Here is a 26,699-nt window from a genome sequence, read left to right on the forward strand (position 1 = left end):
ACGGGGACGCCCGGCTGGCGCGTCACTGAGGGCAACCTGCACGCTTACCAACCGCTTGAAAACGGAAACTACCGAAACGCAAAGTTTCTACTTCAGAACCCAAACAAGCGAATTGAGGGGATCCGTAACCAAACCTCGACACTCTGGTATGCCGGATGCGTCTGGGAAGCTGCTCAACGGGCATGATATCACAATAATATTGATATAGCTTATGTTTTTATCAAATAATTCATATGAATAGCATTTAATTTATTGAAAATTGCGGTTCAATCTTGAAGGATGCGAGAGCGAATCTGTGCAGCGTTCGGATTGTTCGATCCGCTCAGCGGTTTTTGCTCATAATAAAACATTTTATCAAATAACGCTGCCGTCGCTTCGCAATATTTGCAGATCATCATGCGCGTTCAGCGCGAGATTGACCGTTATCATTTCGCATCGATTGCCGATGCGGTCAACAATGCGCGGTAGCGGAGCTGAGATTGAACGCAAGGGATGAGGTAATTTCATGCGATGCTTGTTCGTTTTTTCTTCGCGAAGGTAGAGTCAGTCGATGTCCGCAGGATGTCGTCACGGGAGGGCGCTGCGTCGTGCTATGCGATGCGTGAGCCGCTTGGAATCGAACCAGCCATGAACCGCTCCGAGCAGTTGTCGAGGGGCGCCCGTCCACAGGACCGGATCTGGCCGGAAGCAGTTGGTCCGCTTCGGAGTAGGTCGGCCGGAAAGGCGGGCGGTCCCCTATCGACCCACTTCGGTCACTCAGCTGAGCGGGATGACAGCCTGTCAGTGGACGCGACCGGCTGCACGTCCCGCCCGTTCGCCCGCCGGTACTCACGCGGGCTCGTGCCGTAGCGATCCTTGAAGCGGCGCGCGAAATGCGCTTGGCTCGTAAAGCCGCAGCCATAGGCCAGCATGCCGATCGTCAGGTGGGTGCAGGCCGGGTCGCTCAGGCGCCTGGCTGCCGCCTCCAGCCGGCGTTCCCAGATGTAATCGGAGATGTGCCGACCGCGCTCGTGGAACAGCTCCTGCAGTCGGCGAAGCGACACGCCCATCGCGGCGGCGAGCTGAGGTGGGTCCAAGTTCGGGTCTTCTAGATTGGCCTCGACATAAGCCTTGGCGCGCTGGACTGTGACGTTGCCGTGGATGGAACCCGGCATCTCCTGCGCCATCCGTTCGGCGAGGCTCGCTATGATCAGGTCTGTTCCGATCAACGCCATGCGCGCGGCCGCGTCGGGAGTGAGCTGATCGCCCACGCGCCCCAGCTCTTGGAAGAAGGTGTTTGCCAGGGCCGTGGAGGCGAGGTCCGCTCCGACCGTGAGTGCACAGAACAGCCGGGACGGGCCCAGCATGGCCTCGAAGCGCTCGCGCGGCAGATCGACGACGAGGGAGATACCCGTGTTTGCCTCGCAGACGGCCGGGCGTGCGTCGATGAGGACGAAGTCGCCCGTCCGGATCACAGCCTCCCGATCGCCTTGCTGGAGGGTGTCATGGCCGGAGAGCTTCATGGACGCGTAGAGGCGGTCGGGCTGCCCATGGCGCCGGATCGCGTCGGGGGTCGCCTCAGTCCGCATGGCTGTGTGGGCCATTCTGGAGATCGGCACGGGCCCGATGCTGGTGACGTCCAGCCTGCCTTGGAACGGAACCTCGTGGAGGGGTTGCTGGTCGATCGGGATCAAGCGCTCGCAGATCGTCTCCCGCCATCGCCGGAACGCGTTCTTGGGGTGAATTCCGTCTGTCGAGAAGAACGGTTGCATGCGTAGCCTCGGCACGCAGCTCGCCATCCCAAAGCGCAGACTGCGGATCTGAGGGCCTATTGTATATAATCTATCATTCCAATGTCACGGTGCCGGGTTCTTCGCGGAGGTAATGTCCGCTTCCCAAGCACTGCCGCCCGGACGCGGACCGGCGGAAATCCACCCATTTGAGACGCACATGTGGGCGCTGACCGGTGACTGGGATTGGCCGTTGGCGGCGCCGCTATGGACCATGTTCCGTTCCGTCCGGGGCGCCACGCAGCGGGAACCATGCCCTGCGGCGCATCGATCCTGCGCAGGCCGTCGGGCCCACCCGGATGGTTACGGCCCTGGAAGGGGTCGTGGCTGATCGCTCTGCCTCCAGCTGGTCGATGGTAGCCGTCCGCTCGGCGCAACGAACGGCGGTCTCATCGAGGCGGGACTGGGCACGGCGGAGATCCTCGACGACGGTCTTGCTCATCCCGGTTACGGTATGACCCGTGCGGACGGCCCGCCGGTTCGGGAGGGGGCAGGCGCGGGTTGGGCACACGCCTGATCACGAGCGGGGTCAGCCGTGAGCTCGGCGGAACGGTCAGCCTGGAACTCGCCCCCGGTGGCCTGCGCTGCAGCCTCGACGCGCCCCTCGACGGCCCAGACCCGTTCACCGCGTTCGTTGCCGCCACCCACGTGCGGCCGGTCGGCAGGGCCTGAAGGCTTAATCAGGCCTGAACCGACCGGTTCAGCCTGCAGCAGCGGCACGTCGGCATGCTCCGGTCCTCGTCAACGGCGCCGTCGGGCGCAGGAGCTTTGCCATGCCCATCATGCCCTGGATCCATGATGCCCTCTATGTCGGCGGTTTCGCCGGGCTCGTCCTCGTGGCGCGGCAGGCGCTCGCAGGGCGCGAACTCAAGCTATCCGGCCTGCCGGGCCTCGAACGCCTCCGCCGACCATTCGGACCCGGCGCCGTGTCCCGCGAACGGCCGTGGTTCCCATCGGCCCGGACCAGCGGCAACACCGCTTTCGACGCGTGGCGCGACGGCGAGATCAGCCGCATCGAGGCTGAGCGCCGCGCCCTCGAGACCCGTCTCCGGGAATTCCTGGGCTTCGTCGACAAGCTGAAGCGCGCCAGGGATCGCGAGACCTTCGAACGCTTCGTGGCCGAACATCCCCATGGAGCAGGGTCGGTCGTCGACATCGTCCCGACCGACGGTCGGGCCGATCACCGACCCGGTTAGCACCGGATACCGGGCTCAAGCCGGGAAGGCGCGCAGGAGGTCGTCGGCCTCGTACGGCTTCTTCACCAGCGGCACGTCGGCGAGGTCTTCCGGGATGCGGAAGCCGTCGCCGTAGCCGGTGGCGAAAGCATAGGGGATGCCGAGCTCGAACAGCTTGCGCGCGACCGCGATGCTGGTCTCGGAACCGAGGTTGACGTCGAGCAAGGCACGGGCCGGCGGCGCCGCGTCGATCAGGCGGAGCGCCTCTCGCGTCGACGAGGCCATGTCGACCGTCGTGGCGCCGAGCGACGTGAGCAGCTCCTCGGCTTCCAGGGCGATGATCATGTTGTCCTCGACGACGAGCACCGACCCCGTGAGCCTGCGCGAAGGCTCGGCGCTGGCCGCCGGGACTGCCTTCGGCGCGGCGGGCGGTGCGTCCCGGACGAACGCCGGGGGGATGGTGAAGCGCGCTTCGACGCCGGCCAACTCGTAGCGCACCTCCGCCTCGCCCTTGAGCTCGTAGGGTATCGACCGCTCGATGATGGTCGTGCCGAAACCCCTCCGGGTGGGCGCCCGCACCGCCGGTCCGCCGGTCTCGCGCCAGCGGATCACGAGATGGTCGAGGGCGTCGCGCTCCCAGCGGACGTCGACCCGGCCCAGGCTGTCGCAGAGTGCGCCGTACTTGGCCGAGTTCGTCATCATCTCGTGCACGACCAGGGCGACGGTCGAGAACGCTTGCGGCTCCAGCAGGACGTCGGCGCCGTCGAGGACAACCCGGCCGGCCTTAGTGCCGAGGTAGGCCCCGGCCTCCAGCGTGACGAGGTCCCGCAGCGACCCGGGCCCCCATTTGGTCAAGGTGATCTGGTCGTGGGCCCGGGCCAACGCCTGGATGCGGTCGCCGACCGTCGTCGCGAAGGCGCTGTCCGCACCGTCCGCAGGCCGGCTCTGCGTCACCACCCCGCGGATCAGGTTCAGGATATTGCGGACCCGGTGGTTGAGCTCGGCGATGAGGAGTTCCTGGCGCTCCTGGGCGACCTTGCGCTCCTTCTCGGCGGAATCGGTGAGGCGCAGGATCACCTCCAGCAAGGTGATGCGCAGGGCCTCGGCGGTCCGCATCTCGACGTCCGACCACGGCAGGGAGCGACCGTGCACGGTCTCGCGCCACGCCTCGAAACTCTTCCGCGGCGACAGGCGGATGCCGTTCGGCCCAAGGGTCGCGGGCTTCACCGGGTTGCCGGCCCAGGTCACGGACCGCGAAACTTCGCGCCGGAAGTAGACCAGGAAGTCACGGGGCGTGCGCGACACCGGGATGGCGAGCATGCCCGCCGCCCGCTCGGTGAAGTCCCGGCCGGGCTCGTGGACTCGCCCGATCTCGTCGGTCGCGTAGGCCTTGCTCGCGGCCGTGCGGTTGAGGAAACGCACCAAGCCGGCGAATTCCTCCGCGGTCGGGGTCGAGCCCTGCAGGGTGATCTCGCCGTTCACCCACAGTCCGATGCCGTCGCAGGGCAGGATGCCCGAGAGGTCGTCCAGAAAGTCGGATAGGCTTTCCAGGTTGGTGCCGCCGGAGGCCAGGGCGCCGAGCAGCCGGTTGTGCAGCTCGCGGGAGCGGACCTCGCGCTCCGCGCCGGCCTCGCGCTCCCGGGCCTCCAGCAGCCAGGAGAACATCTGCCCGAAGAGCTCGGCGCCGGTCCGGCGTTCGAGGGAGATGTGGCGCGGCTCGGTGTGGTGGCAGGCGAACAGGCCCCACAGGCGGCCGTTGCGCAGGATGGACACGGACAGCGAGGCTGCCACTCCCATGTTGCGCAGGTATTCGAGGTGGATCGGCGAGACCGTCCGGAGGGTCGAAAGCGACAGGTCGAGGGGCCGGCCATCCGGATCCCGCGACGGCACCACGGCGGCTCCTGGGTCGTCGACGTCGGCGATGATGCGCAGCCAGTTGCGCTCGTAAAGCGCGCGGGCCTGCCTGGGAATGTCGGAGGCCGGGTAGTGCAGCCCGAGGTACGGGTCGAGGCCGGACCGAACCGCTTCGGCGACAACCTCGCCGGAATGGTCCTCGGCGAACCGGTAGACCATCACCCGGTCGAACCCGGTCAGCGCCCGCATCTGGCGCGCGGCCTCGCGGCATAGCGGGTCGAAACCCACGGTCTGCTGGAGGCGGGTGACCATGCTGCGCACGAGGTTGCCGGCGCTGAGGTGCTCGGTGGCGCTCGGCTCGGCTTCGATGACGATGGTGTCGCCGGATCGGTGGAGGGCCACGTCGAACGGTTCGCCGCCCGGCACCAGTCGGAGGCCGAAAACACGGTCGACCGCGTCCGGGCCGCGCAGGGTCTGAAGATGCCCGCGCAGGGTGTGAATGGCTTCGCGGTCGAGGACGGCGTCGAGCGGTAGGCCGAGAAGCGCATCGGCGCCCTGGCCCAGCCAGGCCGCCACGTTGTCCGAGGCGCGGGTGACGATCCAGTCCGGGGAGACGCCGAGGAGGAAGCCGAAGCCTTGAACCGCGCCCAGGATGTGGATGGGCTCGCGGTCACACGACGTGAGGTCGATCTCGGGCGTCGGTTGTGACGCGCTCAACTGGTCCATGGGCCCGCGATGCTGCTCGCAGTCAAGGGTCCGGCTGCGGTTCGGATGTTGTCGTCGCAGGTTAACTCGTCACGGCGCGCAGGCGTTGCAGGACCGGCTTGAGCCTGGGCCCACGATGCTTTCCTTCGACGTGCCACCGTATCCCCTGGATGCCCGGGGCGCGGAAATGCCCCGGGCGGCCGGATCAAACCTTGCCGGTGACCTTGTCGGCGACGTGCTTGGCGCCGTCCTTGACGTCGCCGGTGGTCTTCTGGGCGTCGCCCTTGAGTTCCTGGGTCTTGCCCTCGGCCTTGAGCTTGTCGTTGCCGGTCGCGTTGCCGATGCCCTGCTTCACGTTGCCGACGGCCTCGTTGGCGAGGCCCTTGATCTTGTCGGTGGTGCTGCTCATGGCGGTTCTCCTTCGCGACCAGGGCGGCCGCGGGGATCAGGAACGGCCCTATCCCGGGCCTCGTTCCGTATGTCCGGTCACGCTCTCGGGAGAGCCGTCCGTGATGATGCCTGCCTCTGGCCCGCACGCCGGGCTGGTCTCGGCTTGCTTCGCCGCCGCGCGCCCGGCCAGCAACTCGCGCCTGGCCAGGAGCCAGGATCTCAACCCGAAGCCCTCGGGACGATGATGCCTCTCCCAGATGTCGTAGGCCCGCTCGCGGATCTCCGCATCGGAGGCCGCGGGGGCGTCCGCACGATGGGAAGACGAGGTTTCCCGGTTCGTCATTCTTGTTCGCCGCGGTGTGGACGGGGTGCAGGTATGACCGGAGCCCGATCCCGCCCGTTCACCCCCGGACAGCCACGCTCTGACCCCGCCGCGAACAAGCTCGGCTTCCCTGACTTGGCTCTGGCCCGGACGCGCCGAGAGGTCGAGGCAGCGTGCTTGACGGGGGATCCTCGACCGTGACGGCACCGCCCATGGCCGCTCGCCGACCGGTCGCGTCCAAGGGTGCACGGCCTACCGGCGGCGGAGTTCAAGCCTCGGCGATGAGGTCCTTGATGCGCGTGGCCAGCGTCTCCAGCACGAACGGTTTCGTCAGGACCTGCATGCCGGGGCGCAGATAGCCGTTCCCGAGCACCGCGTTCTCGGCATAGCCGGTGATGAACAATACCTTGAGGTCGGGGCGCCGCTCGCGGCCGGCATCGGCCATCTGGCGCCCGTTCATGCCCCCCGGCAGGCCGACGTCGGTGACCAGCAGGTCGATGCGCACGTCCGACTGCAGCACTTTCAGGCCGGCGACGCTGTCGGCGGCCTCGATGGCCGTGTAGCCGAGGTCTTCCAGCACCTCGGTGACCAGCATCCGCACCGAGGGCTCGTCGTCGACGATCAGGACCGTCTCGCCCTGGCCCGCCTGCTCGACCTCGGCGAGCTTTCGCGCGACTTCGTCCTCGTCGGCGTCGCCGTAGTGGCGCGGCAGGTAGAGGCAGACCATCGTGCCCTCGCCGACCTCGGAATAGATCCGCACCTGACCGCCGGATTGCCTGGCGAAGCCGTAGACCATGGACAGCCCGAGGCCGGTGCCCTCTCCGGTCGGCTTCGTCGTGAAGAAGGGCTCGAACACCTTCTCGATCAGGTCCGGGGCCATGCCGGTGCCGGTGTCGGACACGCAGACGCTGAGGTACTGGCCGGGGGCGAGATCATGCCGGCGGGCGCCGGCCTCATCGATCCACCTGTTGGCGGTCTCGATGGTGATGCGGCCGCCGTCCGGCATTGCGTCGCGGGCGTTGATGCACAGGTTGAGCAGCGCGTTCTCAAGCTGTCCCGGGTCGATCAGCGCCGGCCACAGGCCCGCGAGGCCGACGACCTCCAGCTGGACGGCGGGACCGACGGTGCGCCGGACCAACTCCTCCATGTCGTGCACGAGCCTGTTCACGTTGGTGGGCTTGGGGTCGAGGGTCTGGCGGCGGGAGAAGGCGAGCAGGCGGTGGGTCAGTGCGGCGGCACGCTTGGCCGCGCCCTGAGCGACCGTCATGTAGCGGTCGAGGTCGCCCATCCGCCCTTGGCTCATCCGGGTCTGCATCAGCTCCAGCGAGCCCGAGATGCCAGCGAGCAGGTTGTTGAAATCATGCGCGAGGCCGCCGGTGAGTTGCCCCACCGCCTCCATCTTCTGCGACTGCCGCAGGGCCTCCTCGGTCTTCGCGAGGGCCTCGGCCTGCTGCTTCGTCTCGGTCACGTCGCGCACGGACGAGTAGATCAGCCCGTCGCGCGGCACGGCGTTCCAGGACAGCCAGACGTAGCTGCCGTCCTTGCGGCGGTAGCGGTTCTCAAACGTGAGCTGGGCCTCCCCGCGCGACAGCCCACCCGCCGCCGCCATGGTCGACGTGACGTCGTCGGGGTGGACGAAATCGAGGAACGGCCGCGCCTTCATCTCGGCGTCGGTCCACCCGAGGGTTTGCGACCAGGCCGGGTTAAGACCGACGAAGTAGCCGTCGAGGTTGGCCACGCAGAGCAGGTCGGACGAGGCCTGCCAGATCTGGTCGCGCTCGGCGGTGCGGGCGGCGACTTGGCGGGCGAGGTCGGCCTCCGTCTGCACCCGGACGGTCACGTCCTGCACGAAGACGTGGAAGCCGTCGACCGCGCCGCCGTCGTCCCAGCGGGGCAGGTAGCGGATCTCGGCGACGCGGTGGCGCCCGTCGCGGTGCGGCCAGTCCGTCTCGAAGGTGACGGGCTCGCCTCCGAGCGCCCGGTCGATGAAGGGCCGCCGCACGGCATAGGCGGCCGGACCCAGGAGCTCGCGGACATCGCGTCCGACGACCTCGTCGGGTGGGGCGGAGAACCAGTCCCGGTAGGCATCGTTGGCGAAGCGGTAGACGTGGCCGGCGTCGATGAACGCGATCAGCACCGGCAGCGCGTCGGTGATGAGCCGGAGCTCGCGCGCGTTGGCCTCCGCCAGCAACTCGGCGTTCCTGCGTGCGGTGATGTCGCTGAAGAAGACCGCGACACGGTGGTCGCGCGGGTCCCCGACCCGGTGCGCACGCACGTCGAACCAGCGCGCGAACACGGCGGCGTAGTTCTCGAAGTGGGCGGGTTCCCCCGTCAGGGCGACGTGGCCGTAGCTGTCGAACCAGTGTCGTTCGAGGTCGGGCGCGAACGTGCTGACCCACCGGCCGGCGACATCGGCGCCGGTCTGCTTGGCGAAGGCCGGATTGGCCTCCTCGATCAGGTAGTCGACCGCCCGCCCGTCCGCGTCGAACCGCATCCTGATGATGCAGAACCCGACCTCGACGGTCTCGAACAGCGTCCGGTAGCGGGTCTCGCTCTCCTGCAGCGCTTCCTCAACCAGCCGGCGGTCGTGGATGTCCTCGACGACCCCATACCAGGCGACGATGCCGCCATCCGCGTCGCGGCGGGGACGCGCCCTGGCCCGCATCCAGCGGTACGCGCCGGTCGCAGCGATGTTGATGCGGTAGTCCACGTCCACGGGATCGCCCGAGGCCAGGCACCGGGAGAATAGCGCGACTGTGTGCGGGACGTCGTCCGGATGCAGCGCCTTCATCCAACCCGCGCCATCGGGTTCGCCCGGTGCTTGGCCCGTCAGTTCCAGCCAGCGGTTGGAATACGAGGTGATGTTGCCGGCCGGGTCGCAGGTCCACGGCACCTGGGGGTTGAGTTCGACCGTATGCCGGAGATGGTCCTCGCTCTCGCGGAGCTGCGCCTCGTTCTCCCTCAGCGCTCTTCCGGCCTCGTGCTCGGCCGTGCGGTCGCGGACGATCCTAGTGAACCCGAAGTGCTCCCCGACCTCGTCGAACAGCGGCATCAGCTTGCCCGAAGCCCAGAACCGGTCGCCGTCCTTGCGGACGTGCCAGCGCTCGTCCGAGGCGCCCTCCGCGTCCCGTGCGAGCCGCATCTCGGCCTGCGGCCGTCCTTTCGCGCGGTCTTCCGGCGTAAAGAGCCGGTCGGCGGGTTGCCCGCGCATCTCCTCTGCCGTCCAGCCGAAGATCCGCTCGGCGCCGGAGTTCCAGTCGGTGACCAGGCCGTCGCAATCGGTGACGACGATGGCGAAGTCCACGGCGCTGTCGAAGACGGCCCGCTGGCGCCGTTCGTTCGCGGCGAGCCGCCGACGGGCGTCCCGGTATCCGGTGACGTCGACCTGGCTGCCGAAATGGAAGAGGACCCGCCCGTCCCGGTCCATGATCGGGCTGATGAACAGCTCGTTGAGGAAGGGCGTGCCGTCCCGCCTGTAGTTCAGGATGTCGACGGCGATGTCGCGCTTGGCCGCAATGGCGTCGCGGATGGCCTGGACGGAGGCCGGGTCGGTGTCCGGTCCCTGCAGGAAGCGGCAATTGCGGCCGACCAGTTGGTCAGCGCCGTAGCCCGACAATTCCTGAAAGGCCCGGTTGGCGAAGACGATGGGGTCGTCAGACAGGTTCGGGTCGGTCAGGATCATCGGCAGGCGGGTCTTCTCGACCGCGGCGAACAGCCCGTCCCAACCCGTGGGCGTCGAGCGCGCCTTTCGGCCGAACGCCTCGCCTTCCGCCTCCGGCAGCCGCGATCGCAGGCGTAAGACTTCCGCCTCAAGTTCCTCCCGCGACAACGCCTTGACGTCGAACTCGACCAAAACCCACTTCTCTCGCTTGAACGAGGACTCGCCTCGACCTCGTCTATCCCGGGGGCAAGCCACCGGGGGTCGGCCGGTTCCGCCCGTGCGCACTCACGTTCGCGCACTTCCAGGGCCGCGGTGACAGCGCATCGTACCGCTATGCGATGGACTGGAACTCGGAAAGGCGATCCACCGGCACCGCGCAGAGCAGCTGGGCGATCCTCTCATTGATAATGATCGTTCGGTTCACGGCAAGGCCAGCGTCGTCACAGTCGGGAAGACGAGGTTGCTGAAGGTGTGCAGTTTGCTTCTGAGCAAACGCTCAAGGCTACGGTACAAAAGGCCCAGACGATGTTTTCGGGGACCTGCTTCATCCGTAGGGAACGGCCGCTCTCTGCAGATTGAGGGCCGAAGGAGGCTGACCGCTTCCGGCCCCCATCAGTCGCTGCGAAGAAGCTGAGCGGACGTCTCAGGTGAGTGGTTTGCGGTCGGTCCGCTTCTGGGATGGCGAAGGGAGAAAGCAGACGTCGCAGCCGCTCTCGTTCGACTCAAATGAGCCTTGCTCGACTGCAGTGAAATGACGGCGCGAAAGCGATTATTGATCAAGCTGCTTCGCTTCTCCACCGTATGCGCCTCTCAATGCAGAGATAGCGCTCCCGTAGCACTTATGGATCATCTTCCGTGTCACGAATTATGCGATCTTGTCACTTCGTGCTTTAATCCGCCGTTGGGAAACCATGATCGCCGATCACGTTCATTCGGTCGGACCGGCGAAAACAGGATGGATTGTCAATCTGTGAGCAAGGAATGCTTGACATGCGACGGCGTGACCTCACCTGCTTGATAATCATCGAGGCCCTCTGCACGCTGCGGTCACATCGAGCAATGTCGGCTGGCAAGTTGCCCCGGATCGTGTTCGTCACGCCAATTGGTCGGTCTGGCGGCGCCACCGACGGTGATAGCTGGAATGGCCTTGTCACGGCCTTTTTACAGGGACTTCGAGATTTCGGATACATAGATGGCACTACTATGAAGTTCGAATTTTACTCCGCGGAGGGAAAGCCTAGTCAAGTTGATGAAATAGCCGCTCGCATTCTTGAAGATCCGCCGGACGTGGTTGTGGCGGGTGGAGGGGGCGCCAATGAGGTTGCTCATGCTTTTAAACGACTGACGCGGACAGTTCCGATTGTTATGGCCAATAGTTCCGACCCTGTAATGCAAGGTCTCGTGTTGAGTTTGGCGCGCCCCGGCGGCAATATTACTGGATTTTCTGGGAATACTGGACCAGATTTTGAAGTAAAAAGGCTTGAAATATTGAGGGAAATTGCGCCTTATGTGAGCAAAATTGCCTACTTAGGATTGAAAATCGACTGGGAAAGTCCGGTCGGAATTGCTGTCCGGAGCGCTGCGGAGCGGTTCGATGCAATGGTCATACATGCTGAGCATGCGTCTTTGGACTACAGTAGAGCGTTCGATTTCATTTTAAAGGAGAAGGTGCAAGGATTGTTTGTGGGGCGCAATCCATGGAACTATTCCAATCGCCACGCAATTGCTGCATTTGCTGCAGATCGACGAATTGCCGCAGTGTATCCTACTCGCGAGTACATTGAGGTTGCCGGTCTGATCTCTTACGGACCGAGCCTTTCGGTCCTGTACCGGCGTGCTGCCCGCTATGTCGATAAGATCTTGAAGGGTGACAAGCCTGCTGATCTGCCTGTAGATCAGCCGAGCAAATTTGAACTTGTGATAAATACGAAGGCTGCACTGGCCATCGGCATCACCCCGCCCGCGACACTTCTTGCTCGTGCCGACGAGATCATTGATTAGGTGGGCGCTTCGCGGTTCGCAGAACTTCCTTCCTTACCCGAGGCAAAATTGCTGGATGGCTGACGAACGGCCGCTTCGAAGGAGCGCCGACAGCGCTTCTGGCGACTGCGTTGGGTCGGAAGCCGAATGACAGCTTGGGGTGGAAAACTACCGTCCGCTTTGAGGCATCTGCTGGCCGAGAGCGGCATATCTGCTTTCGCGAACCTCACTGAGGTCGTGGACCGGGTCATATCTCCATCTCAGGAATGTCTCCGGTAATTCGCAATTCCGCAGCGGTCGCTCGAAGAATGGCGTCGATGGAGATACCGGGCGCCCGTTCCCGGAGGACCAATCCCTCCGGACTGGGCGCGATCACCGCCATCTCCGTCACGATCAGGTTCGCGGGTCGGAGCGACGTGGCGGGAAGCGTCAGCTCCGGAACGATCTTCGGCACCGTCTTCTGGGTATGGCTCATGGCCACGATGACGCGGCGGGCTCCACCGACGAGGTCCATCGCACCGCCCATCCCGGGAACGAGCTGGCCCGGGATCATCCAGTTCGCGAGACGGCCGGACTGGTCGACCTGCAATCCGCCCAGGACGGTGGTATCGAGATGACCGCCGCGGATGAGCGCGAAGGACATCGCCGAGTCAAACGCCACCGCCCCCGGCAGCGCCGACACGAAGGCGCCGCCCGCATCGGTGAGATGGACGTCCTCCATTCCCTCGGGCGGCCGGGCGCCGAAGCCGATGATGCCGTTCTCAGACTGGAAGTAGACGCGCAGGCCCGCGGGCACGAAGCGCGCGACGAGGGTCGGAAGGCCGATGCCGAGGTTGACCAGGGTGTTGTCGTGCAACTCTCGGGCGACGCGACGTGCGATCAGTTCACGGAAATCCATGATGTCCCCCGATCCTCACAGCGGCAACGGTCGTTCGACCAAGTGATCGACCAGCACGCCGGGTGTATGGATGACGTCCGGCGCCAGGACGCCGACCGGAACGATCTCGTTCGGCTCGGCGATGACGGTCTCGGCGGCCATGGCCATCAGCGGATTGAAGTTTCGGGCCGTCAGCGTGTAGACGAGGTTGCCCGCGTAATCGGCGCTTCGGGCCGCCACCAGGGCGACGGCCGCTCTCAACGCCTCCTCGACCAGAAACTCACGACCGCCAACCCGCACGACAGTCTTGCCCTCGGCGACCACGGTGCCCAGGCCAGTTGTGGTCAGCACGCCGCCCAACCCGGAGCCACCGGCGCGGACGCGCTCCGCCAATGTTCCCTGGGGTACGAGGTCGACGGCGATCTCGCCCGCCAGCATGGCGCGCTGCGTCTCCGGGTTAGTGCCGATATGCGAGACGATCGCCCGTGACACGGCGCCGGCGCCGATCAACTTGCCGATGCCGACGCCCGGCCGCGCGGTGTCGTTCGCGATGACCGTGAGGTTGCGAGCCCCGCGCGCCACGAGGGCGTCGATCACGCGGTTCGGCGTTCCCACGCCCATGAAGCCGCCGATCATGATCGTGGCACCGTCGGGGACGAGCGCAGCGGCCGCGTGTGGTGTCAGGCTGGTTCTCATAGGGACCCATCGGCTGGCATGGGCGAAGGAGGGGGACCGGTTCGAAAGGGCGCGGCGGGCTACAGGTGCTCGACGTTTCCATCGACACTGATGGACTGGCCGGTGATGTTGCTGGCGGCCGGGGAGCACAGGAACAGGGCCACCGCCGCGATGTCGCTCTCGGTGACCATCCGGCCGAGGGAGATCTTCGAGAGGTACTCGGCCTTCATCTCATCGAAGCCGAGCCCGAGGGTTTGAGCCCGGGCCGCGATGACACGGTCGATCCGCGGCCCGGCGACAAGGCCCGGAAGGACCGCGTTGACACGCACTCCATCCTTTCCGAGCTCGATCGCCAGGGATTTCACGAGGCCCGCGATCGCCCACTTCGTCGAGGCATAGGGTGTCCGGAACGGATAGCCGAGCCGTCCTGCCACGGAGGACATCGCGACGATGCTGGCCGCCGGGGAGGCCTTCAGCACCGGGACCGCGCGCCGCAGCACGTAGAACTGGCTGTTGAGATTCGTCGAGATCGTCCGGTCCCATTCGTCGGGCTCGAGATCCTCGATCGGCCCGGTAGGGCCCGCGATGCCGGCGTTGTTGACGAGGACGTCCAGGCCACCCAGCGCCGTGGCGGCATCGTCGACGAACCGGTCGACGCTCGTCCGCTCGGCCACGTTGGCGACGCCTGCGCCGATCGACGGGTGGGCCGCCTTCACGGCCGCCACCGCGGCGGGATCGACGTCGCAGACGTAGACGCGCGCTCCGACCTCATCGAACGCCTTGGCGATGCCCAGGCCGATCCCGGCCGCCCCACCCGTCACCATCACCCGCAGGCCGGGCACGGGCTTCAACAGATCGAAAATGGCCATGATGTCCCCTCTCAGATGACGGTGTGTCGGCGGCGCTCCGAACGCGTGGGTTCGGAGCGCAGTCCGCCTACGGGTGGCTCGCGCGGAGGAGCCCGGTGTCGTGGATGCCCGCTTCGCTGCGGAGCGCCCGGGCCAGGATCGGGATCAGGATGAGGCCGAGCAGAGCCGTGTCGGCGATGACGATGAAGCCCGAGGCGCTGCGGCCCGTCTCCCGCTCGACGAGACCGAAGACGGAGGGGCCGACGAATCCGCCGATCAGGCCGATGGTGTTGATGAAGGCGAGGCCCGCGGCAGCCTGGATCCCCTGCAGACGCTTCATCGCCACCGACCAGAAGATCGGTAGGATGCCGCCCGCGAAGAAGGCCGTAGTCGTGAAGATCACGAGCTGGATCACCGGCAGCGAGGTCGCCAGGAACACGGTCGCGCTGGCCAATAGCCCGGCCGTGACGACGCCCAGGAATACCATGTCGCTCTCGAAGAACCGCTTGATGCGCGGCAGGATCAGGACGCCGAGCAGGAACCCAATACCGACCGAGCTGGACAGCAGACCCACCATGAACGGCGAGCTCGCCTGCATCTGCTGCACCATCGAGGGGATGAAGAAGTACAGCCCGACGAAGCCGATCTGGTTGAAGAAGTAGATCAGCGCGATCAGGATCGTGCTCGGGCGCTTGAGCACGGAGACCCATTCCTTCGACGGCGCGTGGGCTGAGGCATGAGACCCGCCCTGTCCGGCCGCATTGGCCGCGATGGCATCGGCCTCGGCGGCCGTGAGCCACTTGGCGTCCTGCGGGCGGTCGGGGAAGACGAACCACAGGACGATGCCGAAGAGGACGGTCGGCACGCCCTCCAGCAGGAACATCCACTGCCATCCATGCAGGCCGCCGAGGCCGTCGAGCTGCATCAACGCGCCGCCGAGCGGATTGCCGATGGTCAGGCCCAGCGCCGGAGCGGTGTAGATCCAGCCGACCGCGACGGCCCGGTCGCGCTGCGCGAACCACAGGGTGGTGACGTACATCAGCGCCGGGAACAGGCCCGCCTCGGCGATCCCGAGGAGCAGGCGAAAGCCGTAGAACGACCACTCGCCCTGCACGAACATCATCAGCGCGGAGATCGCACCCCAGGTGACTGCGATTCGCGCGATCCAGCGGCGCGGCCCGATGCGATGGGCCAGGAGATTGCTCGGCACTTCGAGGAGCGCGTAGCCCCAGAAGAAGATCCCGGCGCCGAACCCGTACATCGCCGCGGTGATGCCGAGGTCGGCCTGGAACGCACCCTTCGCGAGGGCGACGTTCGTGCGGTCGATGAACGACAGGAAGTAGATGAACACCATCATCGGCAGAAGGTGTCGCTTCACCTTCCACGTCGCGGTGGCGAGCGTCGCATCCCTGGCTGCGGGTGTCTGGACTTGGCTCATGGTCTGTCTTCCTCCCTGCTCTTGTCGCACCGTGGCTCCCCGCCTCATCGATCGGGCCGGTCCGGCTTCGTCGTGTCGTGCGGGAAACGTCAGAATTCGACGGTCTGCGGACCCTTCAGCTGAAGCAGCGCACGGGCTTCCGCCGGGGTCGCCACCTCGAGCGACAGTTCCTCCAGGATGCGGCGGATCTTCCTCACCTGCTCGGCGCTCGATGTCGGCGGGACGCCTTTGGCGATGTAGATGCTGTCCTCGAGTCCGACGCGGACGTTCCCGCCCATGAGCGCGCCGAGCGTCACGGAGGGCATCTGGTGGCGCCCGGCGCCGAGGACGGAGAACTGATAGTTCTCGCGGCCGAAGAGCCGGTCCGCCGTCATGCGCATGAGCATGAGGTTCTCCGGGTCCGGTCCGAGACCGCCCAGGACGCCGAAGATCGACTGGATGAAGAAGGGCGCCTTCACCAAGCCCTGCTCGGCGAAGTAGGCAAGGTTGTAGAGGTGGCCGACGTCGTAGCACTCGAACTCGAACCGGGTGCCCTTGGCGCCGAGTTCTTCCAGGATGTGCCGGATATCCTTGAAGGTGTTGCGGAAGACCTGATCCTCCATGCCTTCAAGGTAGGGCTTCTCCCAATCGTAGCGCCAGTCCGTGATCTTGCCGGCGACGCCATGGATCGAGAAGTTCATGGAGCCCATGTTCAGCGAGCACATTTCCGGCCCTGCCCGGAGCGGGTAGGCGAGGCGCTCGGCCAGGGTCATCCGAGTGCTGCCGCCCGTCGTGATGTTGACGACGGCGTCGGTGGCGGCGGCGATGACAGGGACGAACTGCCGGTAGACCGCCGGATCGGGTGTCGGCCGGCCATCCTCCGGGTTCCTGGCGTGCAGGTGGATGATCGCAGCCCCAGCCTCCGCAGCCTCGATCGAGTGGCGAGCGATCTGCTCGGGCGTCAGCGGCAGATATTCCGACATCGACGGCGTATGGGTCGATCCGGTGATCGCGCAGGAGATGATGACTTTGCGGCTCGATTGCTTCATCGTTGCTTCCTCCGTGCTTCGTGTTGTTTTGCGCGATGTGGCTCCGCCGGGCCGGGCCGCGCGCACAGGTTCGCCCCACGGAGCCCGCTCCCGCAGGCTCCGGCTTCCGTCCCGGAACGGACATTCTTCTGTTCAGGTGGAGGAGGCTCAGTGCCCCCCGGTCTGATGCAGCGGCGCGACAGGGCGCTCCGCGCGTGTCCAGCGAGCACGAGACGTTCTCGCCTCGCTCGTCCGTACGCCCGGCCTCGGAGCGATGGCGGCGAGCATGGGTCTGTCCTCCCTCAGTTTTCAGGAAGGCTAAATGCGAGCCGTGTAGCCGCCAAGGTCCTTATCGGACATAGTAAGGTCTTTAGAGGACACGCGGGAGGCGCCCGTGTTGAAGAAAGTCCCGCTGCCGAGCGAGCGGATCTACGCTCCCTACAAGATCGCCGCCCTCGTCGAAGTGCTGGGCGAGCAGGGCATTCTGCCCGAAGCCTGCCTTCGCGACACCGGCGTCGACGCCGACAAGATCCACGACGCCTCGGCCCTCACCTCCGTCCGGCAATACGTGGCCGTCTGCCGGAATGCGCTCCGCCTCACGCAGGATCCGAGCACGCCGTTCCAGGTCGGCGCGCGGCTTCACCTGTCGGCCTACGGAATGTACGGCTACGCCCTGATGTCGTGCCTGTCGCTGAGAGACTACTTCAACCTCGGCGTCAAATACCATCTCCTGGCGACCCCGACCCTGACGATCGCGTGGCAGGAATATCCGGATGCCGCCGTGTGGACCTTTCCGGACGAGTTCGTGTTCGCGCCATCGGGAGACGTGCGCCAGTTCCTGATCGAGCAGCAATTCACCCAGCAGGTCACCCACCTCCAAGACGTCGCCGGGCGGCCCTGTCCGCCGACGCTGGCGCGGTTCTCCTATCCGAAACCCGATCATGCCTCGATCTACGAGGAGTACCTTCACTGTCCTTGCCTGTTCGACCAGGAAAACTGCGAATTGCGCTACGACAGCGACATTCTCGATCAGAAGCCTCAACTCGCGCACCGGCTGACTTCATTCATGTTCCAGGACGCGTGCGACAATCTCATCGGAAAAGCGAAGGCCTCGGCAGGTGTGGCCGGTGAAGTCTACCAGATCCTGATGCGGTCTCCGGGTGTCTTCCCAGATATGGAAGACGTGGCGCGTGCGATGCATATGACGTCCCGGACGCTTCGGCGTCGTCTGAACGATGAAGCCGTCTCCTTCACGGCGATCGTCGATGATTTCCATCGCGCAGTCGCCATGGAGTACGTTGCCAAGACAAAGCTGAGCTACGACGATATCGCCGTGCTCGTCGGCTTTTCAGATGTCGCCAACTTCAGAAGAGCCTTCAAGAGATGGACCGGCAAGAACCCTGGCGAACTCCGCGCGTAACTTTTTACGATGGCGCGAAATCTGCTCGTCGTTGCTCGCGGACAGTCAAACTAGCGGCCTGTCGCGGCTTCGCCGCCACACCGACCGGTGGCTTCTCGACGGCGAATTCGAACTCGCGATGAGGGCCGCTACGGCAGACGGTCTGCCGGACATCGCATCAGAGCCGTCCACGTCGCCCACCGCCTTCATCGCCAACCCGGTCTTGAGCAGACGGCCGCAGCGTGCCCGTTCCACGGCGCGCACGCACTGCCGCCTGACGCAGCATTGACGGGCGCCGTCGCCGGGGACATCCTCGGGATCAATCCGCGGCCTAGAACAAACAGACCGCCGAATAAGTGTTTGGCCAGCCAATAGGCTGCCGGGGGAACGAGGAAACGCCTTTGATCAGTCGCCGCACGTTCGCCGGTGCCGTCCTCGGCGCGCCGGTCGCCCTGCCGTTCCTCGCGCGATCGGGCTTCGCCGCCACACCGACGCACACGCTGAAGCTCACCTTCGCCGATACGCAGGCGCATCCGCTCTACGCCGTGCTGAAGCGTTTCGCAGAGAACGTGAACAAGCGGACCGACGGCGCCGTTGACATCCAGGTGTTCAGCATCGGCCAGCTCGGCAGCGGCACCAACATCATCACCGGCATGCAGACCGGCATCATCGATCTGTGCGCGCACACCTCCGGCTTCATCGGCCCGCTCTTCCCGCGGTTTCAAGTGGTGGATCTGCCCTTCCTCTTCCCCGATGCCAAGACCGCCGAACGGGTTTTGGACGGGCCGGTCGGCGGTCAACTCCTCGACCTCATGCCCGCCAAGGGCATCTACGGCCTTTCGTACGGTCACTGGGGTTGGCGCGTCGTATCGACCGTCGAGCGAAAGGTGCCGGAGCCGGCCGACATCAAGGGGCTCAAGATCCGCGTCCAGCCCGGTGCGATCTTCGCGGCGATGTTCCGCACGCTCAGCGCGAACCCGATCGCGATCGACCTGACCGAAGTCTATCTCGCGCTGTCCCAGCGCACGATCGAAGCCATCGAGACGCCGATGATCTCGGTCGCGGCCGGCAAGCACGACGAGGTCGTGCGAACGATCAATACGACCAATCACGTCTACAACGTCGGCGTCCTCATGGCGAGCAAAGCCAAGTTCGACGCCCTGCCCGAGCAGGCGCGGAGCGCGATCAGAGCGGCGGCGCAGGATATGACGGGCGACTGGCGCACCACGATCGCGGCCGCAACCGACGAGACCGCCGCGCGCTTCAAGGCGAAGGGCCTGGCGATCCTGCCGGTGGACCAGGACGCGTACCGCAGGCAGGTCGAGCCCGTGTACAAGCAGTTCCGCGACATCATCGGGCCGGATCTGGTCGATGCCGTGATGAAGGAGGTCGGGAAGGGTTAGCCCCGTGTCCGCCGGAGAGCCCACGCTCGCGCACGGTGCGATCGAGCGGACATCGACAACGCTCGCCCTGTCACCCTACGCCGCGCTCCGCCTGTACGGCCGAGGGCTCGATCTCGTCGAATGGCTCTGCCGCGCCCTCCTCGTCGCGGCGCTCGTCGGCGAACTCGGCATCATCCTCTGGGACATCACCGCCCGCTCGACGGTCGATCTGTCGCTGTTGTGGGCGGACGAGGCCGCCAAGCTCTGCCTCACGACGCTCGCCTTCATCGGGGGCGCCCTCGCCTACCGCGCCAAGCATCACACCACCGTCGAATTCGTGCGCCAGCTGCTGCCGGTCGGCTGGCGGGAACCCGTCGCGATCGCGATCGACGGTCTCGTCCTCGTGACCGCGGCCACGGTCGGCTACATCTCCCTCGACCTCCTGGCGATCGCCGGGCTGTCCACGACGCCGATCCTGCAGATCAGCGCCGCTTGGTTCGTCGTCCCGCTCAGCGTCGGGATGGGACTCGTCGTCCTGTTCGCGATCGAGCGGTTCGCGACCGATTACCGCCCTGCCCTCGCCTGGCGCACGCTGGCCGGCCTCGCCGTCACAGTTTCGGTCGTGCTCGCCGTCACCGCGCTGCCGGCCATCCCGCGCCCCGGCCCACAGGCCGCGCTCAGCCTGATGCTGGTCCTGTTCTTCGCGGCCGTGCTGCTCGGTCTGCCGGTCAGCTTCGCGATGCTGCTCGGATCGCTGTTCTACCTGCTGCTGACCGGCACGGCGCCGCTGATCGCGGCAGCGCAGAACACCGTCGACGGGACGGGCAACTTCATCCTGTTGACCCTGCCGTTCTTCATCTGGACGGGCCTCATCATGGAGCGCGGCGGCATCAGCCTCCGGCTGGTCCGCTTCGCGATGGCGCTCGTCGGCCATCTGCGCGGCGGCCTGCTCCAAGTCGTCGTGCTGACGATCTACCTCGTGTCCGGCATCTCCGGATCGAAGGTCGCCGACGTCGTCGCGGTCGGGTCGGTGCTGCGGGGCGAGCTGAAGAAGCAGGGCTACGGACCCGAGCGGAGCGCGGCTGTCCTGGCGGCCTCTGCGGCGATGTCGGAGACGATCCCGCCGAGTCTGGCGATGCTGGTGCTCGGCTCCGTCGCGCCGATCTCCATCGGGACGCTGTTCATCGCCGGCCTCCTGCCGGCGGCCGTGATCGCCGTCCTCCTGATGTTCCTGAACTGGGTCCTGGCCGTGCGCGAGGGAGCACCGCGCATGCCGCGCGCGACCGGACCCGAACTCGCCCTGGCGGCCGGGGCGGCCACGCTGCCGCTCGTCATGCCGGTCCTCATGGTCGTCGGCATCCGCTTCGGTTTCGCCACCCCGACGGAAGTTTCGGCCGTCGCCGTGCTCTACGGCCTCATCCTGGCCTGCGGCGTGTACCGCGCCTTCGGGCTGCGCGATCTCGTCCGGATCGTGGTCGATTGCGGGGTGCTGTCCGGGATGGTGCTGTTCATCATCGCCGCGGCGGGCTCGTTCGCCTGGACGCTGACCGCGGCGAACCTGCCGGTCGCCCTGATCGCGCTCCTGCACGCGCTGGGCGACAGCCGGGCGGCGTTCCTGATCGGCTCGCTCGCGCTGCTCGTCGTGGTCGGATCGCTGCTCGAAGGGCTGCCGGCGCTGATCATCCTCGGGCCGCTGCTGATCCCCATCGCGGGCCAGTACGGGATCGACAGCATCCACTACGCGATGGTCATCATCCTCGCGATGGGGATCGGCATCTTCATCCCCCCGATCGGCATCGGCTTCTACATCGCGTGCGCCGTCGCCGAGAGCCGCATCGAGGCGGCCAGCCGGGCGATGATCCCCTACCTCATCGTGCTCGTCCTCGGCGTCCTCGCCGTGGCGTTCATACCCTGGTTCACGCACGCCCTGCCCAATCTCGTCGGATCGCGCTAGCCCCATGACGGACGATACCTGCCTCGCACCCGATCCGGACGTGCGCCCCCCGACCTTCCGGATGCCGGCCGGCGCGACCGACACGCATTTCCACGTCTTCGGTCCGAGCCGTCTCGAGCGGCTCGTGCCGCAGCGCGACTACACGCCACCGGAGGCCGCCGCCGCGAGCGCGCGCCGGCTGTTCGACGCACTCGGCATCGAGCGGATCGTCGTCATCCAGGCGAGCATCTTCGGCTTCGACAACCGTGATCAGCTCGAGGAAGGCGCCGCAATCGGGCTACCGATGCGCGCGATCGTGGTGGTCGGCCCGGATGCCACCGAGCCGGAGATGCGCACCCTGCACGACCAAGGCGCGCGCGGCATCCGCTTCATCATGGCCCATCCGGGCGGCCTCGATCCGTCCGGGATCGAGCGGGCCGCGGCCCGGGCCTCCGAGATGGGCTGGCACCTCCAGTTCCTCTTGAAGCCCGCGCACCTCGTGGAGCTGGAGCCGCGCCTGCGGCGGCTTCCCTGCCCGGTGGTCATCGACCACATGGGGTTCCTCGCGCCCGAGCAGGGGCTCGAGCAGCCGGGGTTTCAGGCCCTGCGTCGCCTCGTCGAAGCCGGGACGGGGTGGGTGAAGCTGTCGGGCGCCTATCGCCTGTCCCGGGGCGCCCCGCACTATCCGGAGCTTCGCCCGTTCGCGGAGGCTCTCCTCGCGCTGCGACCCGATCGTATCCTGTGGGGGAGCGACTGGCCGCATGTCGGGTTGAGAAGCGGGATGCCCAACACGGGCGATCTCTTGGAGCTGTTCGGCGCCTGGGTTCCCGACGACGCGGACCGTCGGCGCATTCTCGTCGAGAATCCGGACGCTCTTTTCGGCTTTTGAGCATGCAGACGAGGGCATCGATCGAGAGGTTCTGTGCTGGCGCTGAATGGGCTGCGAAGACGGGGACCGATCACCTGGTCGGGGTGCGCGCCGCAGTCGAGCACGACGGCCGACTTGCCCGCTGCCACGAACGGCCGGAGGCGGCGGCGGGTGCCGCGGGGCGTGCCCAGGACGGCCCCACGATCGATTGATCGCCAGCGGACGAGGCGCGCGCGCGCTTCGATCCGGCGTGCGGGCGAGTGGGCGCGATGGGTCTGTGACCGCTGGCGCCTATATACTCGCCGGTCGCGACCCGCGTGCGGCGAGCGCCGCCCGGCTCCCGACGCGCCCAAACCGGATCCCACGCGCGCGGATCGTCACCGCCGGAGGTCGCGACAGCGATCCGAGGCGGCGGTCAGGAGAGAGCCATGGATATCGATCGACGCGTCCTCTTGGCCGGCGCGGCCGCGCAATTCCTGCCTGCCCGCGCCGCCAGGGCCGAGGATCGCCCTATTGCACCGGCCGAAACGCGGATGAGGGCCATCGTGGTCGGACCGGACGGGGCGAGCCTCGCCGAGGTCGACACTCCAACGCCGAAGTCCATGGAGGTGCTCGTCAGGGTCCGGGCCGCCGCCCTCAATCGCGCTGATCTCGCCGTCGCCGCGGGGCAGCCGCACGGCCCGACCGGCGGGCCCGGCGCGATCCCCGGCCTGGAATGGGCCGGGGAGGTCGTGGCGGTCGGCTCGGGCGTGACAGACCTTCATCCCGGAGACCGCGTCATGTGCTCCGGCGCCGGTGGCTACGCCGCGTATGCCGTCGCGGATTATGGGCGGACCGTCCCGCTCCCCGCGGACCTGCCGTTCGAGGTTGCCGCGACGCTACCAGTCGCCCTGCAGACGATGCACGACGCCCTGATCACGCAGGCGCACCTGAAGCCGGGCGAGACCGTGCTGATCCAGGGGGCGAGTTCCGGCGTCGGGCTGATGGGACTTCAGATCGCCCGGTGGCGCAAGGCCTCGGTGGTGATCGGCACGTCGCGAAGCCCCGAGCACCGCGCGCGCCTGCCCGAGTTCGGCGCAACCCTGGCGATCGACACCAGGGATCCGACTTGGCCCGAGCAGGTTCGGGCGGCGACCGGCGGCCGGGGCGTCGACGTGATCATCGACCAGGTCTCCGGGCCGGTGGCCAACGGTAACCTGCAGGCCGCGGCGGTCCTGGGACGCATCGTCAACGTCGGCCGGCTCGGGGGAAGCCGCGGCGAGTTCGACTTCGACCTGCACGCGACGAAGCGGATCAGCTATATCGGCGTGACCAATCGGACCCGGTCGATCGAGGAGCAGCGGGCGATCACCGCGCGCGTCCGGGCCGACTTGTGGCCGGCTATCGCGGCCGGGGGCTTCAGCCTGCCGATCGACAGCCGCTATACGCTGGCCGAGGCGCCCGCCGCGCTCGCCCGCATGAAGTCGAATGAGCATTTCGGGAAGATCGTCCTGAGCGTCTGACGCCCCACTCGCAGTGGCGACGCTGCACAGGTCGATCCTGCGGGGCATGGGCGGTCCGCGTCACGAGCGTCGCATTGCCTCTCTGAGAGCGGGCGAGGCCGGGGCCCGCGGGCGCTCGACCGTCCGGTCGTCCTGGAAGGCTGACGCGCAATCGGTCACACTGTCGGCTTCGAGGACTAACCCAGGCTCGAAACGGTCCCGATTACCCGCCATCGACGATCGCGGCGGCACGCGCTCCGGTGGGCGGCGACCGCGCGGGCACCGTACTCGTCGCGCCGGCACGTCGTGTACGCGGCGACACCGCTGCGCTAAGGCAATCCAGGAGAGCGATTTCGCGCCGACGGTGGCAAGGAGTGCCTGATGGCCTCGATCGATCAGGACGCCGCCCCGGTCTCGACCGGCGTCACAGGGCTCGACCACATCCTCGACGGGGGTTACGCCTCGCAGCGCTCGCACCTCATCGAGGGCCGGCCCGGCTCCGGAAAGACGACGCTGGCGATGCAGTTCCTGCTCGACGGCGTGAAGCGCGGCGAGCGCTGCCTCTACATCACGCTGTCCGAGAGCAAGCGCGAACTCCTCAACGTCGCGGAGCGCCACGGCTGGGTGCTCGACGGCATCGAGATCTTCGAACTCGTCCCGCCCGAACTGAGCCTCGACCCGAAGCAGCAGCAGAGCCTCGTCCACGCCTCCGACCTCGAACTCGGCGAGACCGTCCGCCTGGCGATCGCCGAGATCGAACGGACCAAGCCCCAGCGGGTCGTGTTCGACAGCCTGTCCGAGATCCGGCTCCTGTCGGAGGGGTCGCTGCGCTACCGGCGGCAGGTGCACGCGCTCCGCAGCTTCCTCCTGATCCAGAACACGACCGCGCTGTTCCTCGACGACCTGACCGCCGAGGCGGACGACCTCAACCTGCACAGCCTCAGTCATGCCGTGGTCCGGCTCGAGCAGCTCGCGCCGCTCTACGGGGGCGAGCGGCGGCGGCTGCGCGTCATCAAGATGCGCGGCACGGCGTTCCGGGGCGGCTTCCACGACTACGTCATCCGGCGCGGCGGCCTGACGGTGTTCCCCCGGCTGGTCGCGGCGGATCACGGCGGCACGTCGGACGACGCGCAATGCGGGACCGGGAATGCCGGACTCGATCGCCTGCTCGGGGGCGGTTTCGACCGGGGGACCAGCACGATGCTCATCGGGCCGTCCGGGGTCGGCAAGTCCACGGTCGCGTTGACGGGCGTGACCGCCTCGGTGGCGCGGGGCGAGCGGGTGCTCATCCTGAGCTTCGACGAGACCGCGAACGTCCTGCTCCGCCGGGCCCGCGGCCTCGGCATGCCGTTGGACGATGCGATCGCGTCCGGTCATCTTCGGGTCGAGCAGATCGACCCGGCGGAGGTCTCGCCCGGCGAACTCGCCGACATCGTGCAGAACGCCGTCGAGCACGCGGGCGTGAAGACCGTCGTGATCGACAGCCTGACCGGCTATCACAACGCCATGCCGGAGGAGAATTACCTGCTCCTGCAGATGCACGAGCTTCTGACCTACCTGAACCAGCAGGGCGTCATCAGCCTCCTGATCCTGGCCCAGCACGGCGTGATCGGGCCGATGGGCTCGACCGTCGATCTGACCTATCTCAGCGACACCGTCCTCCTGTTCCGCGCCTTCGAGGCGAATGGCCGTTTGCGTCGGGCCATCTCGGTGGTGAAGAAGCGGACCGGCGGCCATGAGGACACGATCCGGGAATTGCGGATCGAATCCTCCGGGATCCACGTTGGCGAGCCGCTTCGCGAGTTCCGAGGGGTCATGACCGGCGTCCCGACCTTCGAAGGGCAGCCCTCGTCGCTGCTGCCTGCCAGCAATCCCGATGCCTGAGGCTGCACGGCCGACGCTGGTCTTCGCCCCCTCGGCCGCGACGCCGCGATCGCCACGACCATCCTGGCCGAGGAGGGGATCGAGGCGCAGACCTGCGCGTCCCTTCGGGAACTGGTGTCCCGGCTCGACACGGCGGGCTGCGCGATCCTGACCGAGGAGGCGCTGCTGGCCTCGAACCGTCAGCGCCTCGCGGACTGGATCGCCGATCAGCCGCCCTGGTCCGATTTCCCGTTCATCCTGCTGACGCAGCGGCGTTCGGAGGCGCCCGCCCATCTCACCGGGATGCTGGGCAATGTCAGCGTGCTGGAGCGGCCGTTCCATCCGGCGACGCTGGTCACCGCGGCGCGGTCGGCCCTCCGGGCGATGCGGCGGCAGCATCAGGCGCGGCTCTTCCTCGAAGAGCGCGAGCGCACGGCCGAGCGCCAGACGCTCCTGATCCGCGAACTGCATCACCGGGTGAAGAACACGCTCGCGACCGTGCAGGCCCTGCTCGGGGCCTCCGCCCGATCGGCGACCTCCGTCGACGCCTTCTACACCGCGTTCTCCGCACGGGTGATCTCGCTCGCGAAGACGCACAACCTGCTCACCGAGGATTACTGGCAGCAGGCGCCGTTGCGCGACATGCTGGAGGCCGAACTCGGGCCCTACAACGACAGCGAGGGGGCCCGCATCGTTCTGGACGGACCGCGGGTCGACCTCGTCGGCGACCTCGCGGTCCCGACCGGGATGGCGATCCACGAACTCACGACGAACGCGGCCAAGCACGGGGCCCTGTCGGTGCCCGGAGGGCGCATCCGGATCAGCTGGAGGGTCGAGCAGGAGGCCGACCGCCCGGTGCTGTGCCTCGACTGGACGGAACGGGGCGGTCCGCTGACGGAGAAGCCGACCCGGAAGGGTTTCGGATCGACCCTGCTCCAGCGCGTCCTGAAGCTCCAATGCGAGGCGGACATCGCGTTCGACTACCAGCCCCAAGGGCTGCACTTCACGATGCGGGCGCCCCTGCCCGATCAGCGGATCGTACCCGCCTACTAGAGCGCTCTCCACCGCATCG

Annotated in this window: 20 protein-coding genes; 10 read left to right on the plus strand and 10 right to left on the minus strand. The window is 66.9% G+C overall.

All coding sequences use genetic code 11. The annotated features are described in order from the left end of the window. Nucleotides 1-752: 752 nt before the first annotated feature. A complete protein-coding gene (locus tag MMSR116_RS16775; RefSeq protein WP_039894539.1) occupies nt 753-1,751 on the minus strand; it encodes a helix-turn-helix domain-containing protein in 999 nt (332 codons plus the stop codon). 519 nt (nt 1,752-2,270) lie between these two features. On the opposite strand from MMSR116_RS16775, the gene MMSR116_RS16780 reads away from it, so the two are divergent. Continuing rightward, complete coding sequence (locus tag MMSR116_RS16780) at nt 2,271-2,441, plus strand: hypothetical protein (protein WP_010686686.1); 171 nt, start codon at nt 2,271-2,273, stop codon at nt 2,439-2,441. A 101-nt stretch (nt 2,442-2,542) separates the two neighbouring features. Then, nucleotides 2,543-2,965 (plus strand): DUF2852 domain-containing protein, encoded by a 423-nt coding sequence (locus tag MMSR116_RS16785; protein ID WP_010686685.1) that lies wholly within the window; start codon nt 2,543-2,545, stop codon nt 2,963-2,965. A 15-nt stretch (nt 2,966-2,980) separates the two neighbouring features. On the opposite strand, the gene MMSR116_RS16790 is transcribed toward MMSR116_RS16785, so the two are convergent. The 4 genes from MMSR116_RS16790 to MMSR116_RS16805 all read right to left on the minus strand — a co-directional run bounded on the left by MMSR116_RS16790 (nt 2,981) and on the right by MMSR116_RS16805 (nt 10,068). Then, nucleotides 2,981-5,524: an HWE histidine kinase domain-containing protein gene (locus MMSR116_RS16790; RefSeq protein ID WP_010686684.1), complete on the minus strand. Its 2,544-nt coding sequence runs from the start codon at nt 5,522-5,524 to the stop codon at nt 2,981-2,983. 184 nt (nt 5,525-5,708) lie between these two features. Continuing rightward, a complete protein-coding gene (locus tag MMSR116_RS16795; protein ID WP_010686683.1) occupies nt 5,709-5,912 on the minus strand; it encodes a CsbD family protein in 204 nt (67 codons plus the stop codon). 48 nt (nt 5,913-5,960) lie between these two features. After that, nucleotides 5,961-6,236, minus strand: coding sequence for a DUF2934 domain-containing protein (locus tag MMSR116_RS32400; RefSeq protein ID WP_010686682.1), 276 nt, complete (start codon nt 6,234-6,236; stop codon nt 5,961-5,963). Between the two features lie 247 nt (nt 6,237-6,483). Beyond that, nucleotides 6,484-10,068, minus strand: coding sequence for a PAS domain S-box protein (locus MMSR116_RS16805; protein ID WP_010686681.1), 3,585 nt, complete (start codon nt 10,066-10,068; stop codon nt 6,484-6,486). 798 nt (nt 10,069-10,866) lie between these two features. Between MMSR116_RS16805 and MMSR116_RS16810 the strand changes: the two genes are divergently transcribed. Next, nucleotides 10,867-11,877, plus strand: coding sequence for an ABC transporter substrate-binding protein (locus tag MMSR116_RS16810; RefSeq protein WP_158168898.1), 1,011 nt, complete (start codon nt 10,867-10,869; stop codon nt 11,875-11,877). Between the two features lie 226 nt (nt 11,878-12,103). On the opposite strand, the gene MMSR116_RS16815 is transcribed toward MMSR116_RS16810, so the two are convergent. The 5 genes from MMSR116_RS16815 to MMSR116_RS16835 all read right to left on the minus strand — a co-directional run bounded on the left by MMSR116_RS16815 (nt 12,104) and on the right by MMSR116_RS16835 (nt 16,722). Then, complete coding sequence (locus MMSR116_RS16815; RefSeq protein WP_010686679.1) at nt 12,104-12,754, minus strand: 3-oxoacid CoA-transferase subunit B; 651 nt, start codon at nt 12,752-12,754, stop codon at nt 12,104-12,106. Nucleotides 12,755-12,769: 15 nt separating this feature from the next. Beyond that, on the minus strand, nt 12,770-13,429 hold the full coding sequence (locus MMSR116_RS16820) for a CoA transferase subunit A (protein WP_010686678.1): 660 nt from the start codon (nt 13,427-13,429) through the stop codon (nt 12,770-12,772). Nucleotides 13,430-13,488: 59 nt separating this feature from the next. Then, on the minus strand, nt 13,489-14,277 hold the full coding sequence (locus MMSR116_RS16825) for an SDR family oxidoreductase (RefSeq protein WP_010686677.1): 789 nt from the start codon (nt 14,275-14,277) through the stop codon (nt 13,489-13,491). 67 nt (nt 14,278-14,344) lie between these two features. After that, nucleotides 14,345-15,694 carry an MFS transporter gene (locus tag MMSR116_RS16830; RefSeq protein WP_010686676.1) on the minus strand — a complete coding sequence of 450 codons (1,350 nt, stop codon included), beginning with the start codon at nt 15,692-15,694 and terminating at the stop codon, nt 14,345-14,347. An 89-nt stretch (nt 15,695-15,783) separates the two neighbouring features. After that, on the minus strand, nt 15,784-16,722 hold the full coding sequence (locus MMSR116_RS16835; protein WP_010686675.1) for a 3-keto-5-aminohexanoate cleavage protein: 939 nt from the start codon (nt 16,720-16,722) through the stop codon (nt 15,784-15,786). A gap of 373 nt (nt 16,723-17,095) precedes the next feature. Here MMSR116_RS16835 and MMSR116_RS16840 point away from each other — a divergent pair, with 373 nt between their 5' ends. The 7 genes from MMSR116_RS16840 (at nt 17,096) to MMSR116_RS16870 (ending at nt 26,680) form a co-directional block, all read left to right on the plus strand. Continuing rightward, complete coding sequence (locus tag MMSR116_RS16840; RefSeq protein ID WP_010686673.1) at nt 17,096-18,121, plus strand: AraC family transcriptional regulator; 1,026 nt, start codon at nt 17,096-17,098, stop codon at nt 18,119-18,121. Nucleotides 18,122-18,501: 380 nt separating this feature from the next. Further along, nucleotides 18,502-19,503: a TRAP transporter substrate-binding protein gene (locus tag MMSR116_RS16845; RefSeq protein WP_010686672.1), complete on the plus strand. Its 1,002-nt coding sequence runs from the start codon at nt 18,502-18,504 to the stop codon at nt 19,501-19,503. 4 nt (nt 19,504-19,507) lie between these two features. After that, on the plus strand, nt 19,508-21,436 hold the full coding sequence (locus MMSR116_RS16850; protein ID WP_010686671.1) for a TRAP transporter large permease subunit: 1,929 nt from the start codon (nt 19,508-19,510) through the stop codon (nt 21,434-21,436). Nucleotides 21,437-21,440: 4 nt separating this feature from the next. After that, entirely contained in the window at nt 21,441-22,304 is an 864-nt protein-coding gene (locus tag MMSR116_RS16855; RefSeq protein ID WP_010686670.1) for an amidohydrolase family protein, read from the plus strand. A 512-nt stretch (nt 22,305-22,816) separates the two neighbouring features. After that, nucleotides 22,817-23,785, plus strand: a complete 969-nt coding sequence (locus tag MMSR116_RS16860; RefSeq protein WP_039894560.1) for a zinc-binding dehydrogenase — start codon at nt 22,817-22,819, stop codon at nt 23,783-23,785. Nucleotides 23,786-24,145: 360 nt separating this feature from the next. Then, nucleotides 24,146-25,648 (plus strand): ATPase domain-containing protein, encoded by a 1,503-nt coding sequence (locus tag MMSR116_RS16865; RefSeq protein ID WP_010686668.1) that lies wholly within the window; start codon nt 24,146-24,148, stop codon nt 25,646-25,648. Nucleotides 25,649-25,762: 114 nt separating this feature from the next. After that, on the plus strand, nt 25,763-26,680 hold the full coding sequence (locus MMSR116_RS16870; protein ID WP_244625474.1) for a sensor histidine kinase: 918 nt from the start codon (nt 25,763-25,765) through the stop codon (nt 26,678-26,680). Nucleotides 26,681-26,699: the final 19 nt, after the last annotated feature.

Origin of the sequence: Methylobacterium mesophilicum SR1.6/6 (assembly GCF_000364445.2) — a bacterium.
In the GTDB taxonomy this organism is placed as follows: Bacteria; Pseudomonadota; Alphaproteobacteria; order Rhizobiales; family Beijerinckiaceae; genus Methylobacterium; species Methylobacterium mesophilicum_A.

Excerpts from the sequence above, each read along its gene's own strand:
- MMSR116_RS16775 (WP_039894539.1), bottom strand. The coding sequence starts at position 1,751 with ATGCAACCGTTCTTCTCGACAGACGGAATTCACCCCAAGAACGCGTTC.
- MMSR116_RS16785 (WP_010686685.1), top strand. The coding sequence starts at position 2,543 with ATGCCCATCATGCCCTGGATCCATGATGCCCTCTATGTCGGCGGTTTC.
- MMSR116_RS16790 (WP_010686684.1), bottom strand. The coding sequence starts at position 5,524 with ATGGACCAGTTGAGCGCGTCACAACCGACGCCCGAGATCGACCTCACG.
- MMSR116_RS16795 (WP_010686683.1), bottom strand. The coding sequence starts at position 5,912 with ATGAGCAGCACCACCGACAAGATCAAGGGCCTCGCCAACGAGGCCGTC.
- MMSR116_RS32400 (WP_010686682.1), bottom strand. The coding sequence starts at position 6,236 with ATGACGAACCGGGAAACCTCGTCTTCCCATCGTGCGGACGCCCCCGCG.
- MMSR116_RS16810 (WP_158168898.1), top strand. The coding sequence starts at position 10,867 with ATGCGACGGCGTGACCTCACCTGCTTGATAATCATCGAGGCCCTCTGC.
- MMSR116_RS16815 (WP_010686679.1), bottom strand. The coding sequence starts at position 12,754 with ATGGATTTCCGTGAACTGATCGCACGTCGCGTCGCCCGAGAGTTGCAC.
- MMSR116_RS16820 (WP_010686678.1), bottom strand. The coding sequence starts at position 13,429 with ATGAGAACCAGCCTGACACCACACGCGGCCGCTGCGCTCGTCCCCGAC.
- MMSR116_RS16825 (WP_010686677.1), bottom strand. The coding sequence starts at position 14,277 with ATGGCCATTTTCGATCTGTTGAAGCCCGTGCCCGGCCTGCGGGTGATG.
- MMSR116_RS16830 (WP_010686676.1), bottom strand. The coding sequence starts at position 15,694 with ATGAGCCAAGTCCAGACACCCGCAGCCAGGGATGCGACGCTCGCCACC.
- MMSR116_RS16835 (WP_010686675.1), bottom strand. The coding sequence starts at position 16,722 with ATGAAGCAATCGAGCCGCAAAGTCATCATCTCCTGCGCGATCACCGGA.
- MMSR116_RS16855 (WP_010686670.1), top strand. The coding sequence starts at position 21,441 with ATGACGGACGATACCTGCCTCGCACCCGATCCGGACGTGCGCCCCCCG.
- MMSR116_RS16860 (WP_039894560.1), top strand. The coding sequence starts at position 22,817 with ATGAGGGCCATCGTGGTCGGACCGGACGGGGCGAGCCTCGCCGAGGTC.
- MMSR116_RS16865 (WP_010686668.1), top strand. The coding sequence starts at position 24,146 with ATGGCCTCGATCGATCAGGACGCCGCCCCGGTCTCGACCGGCGTCACA.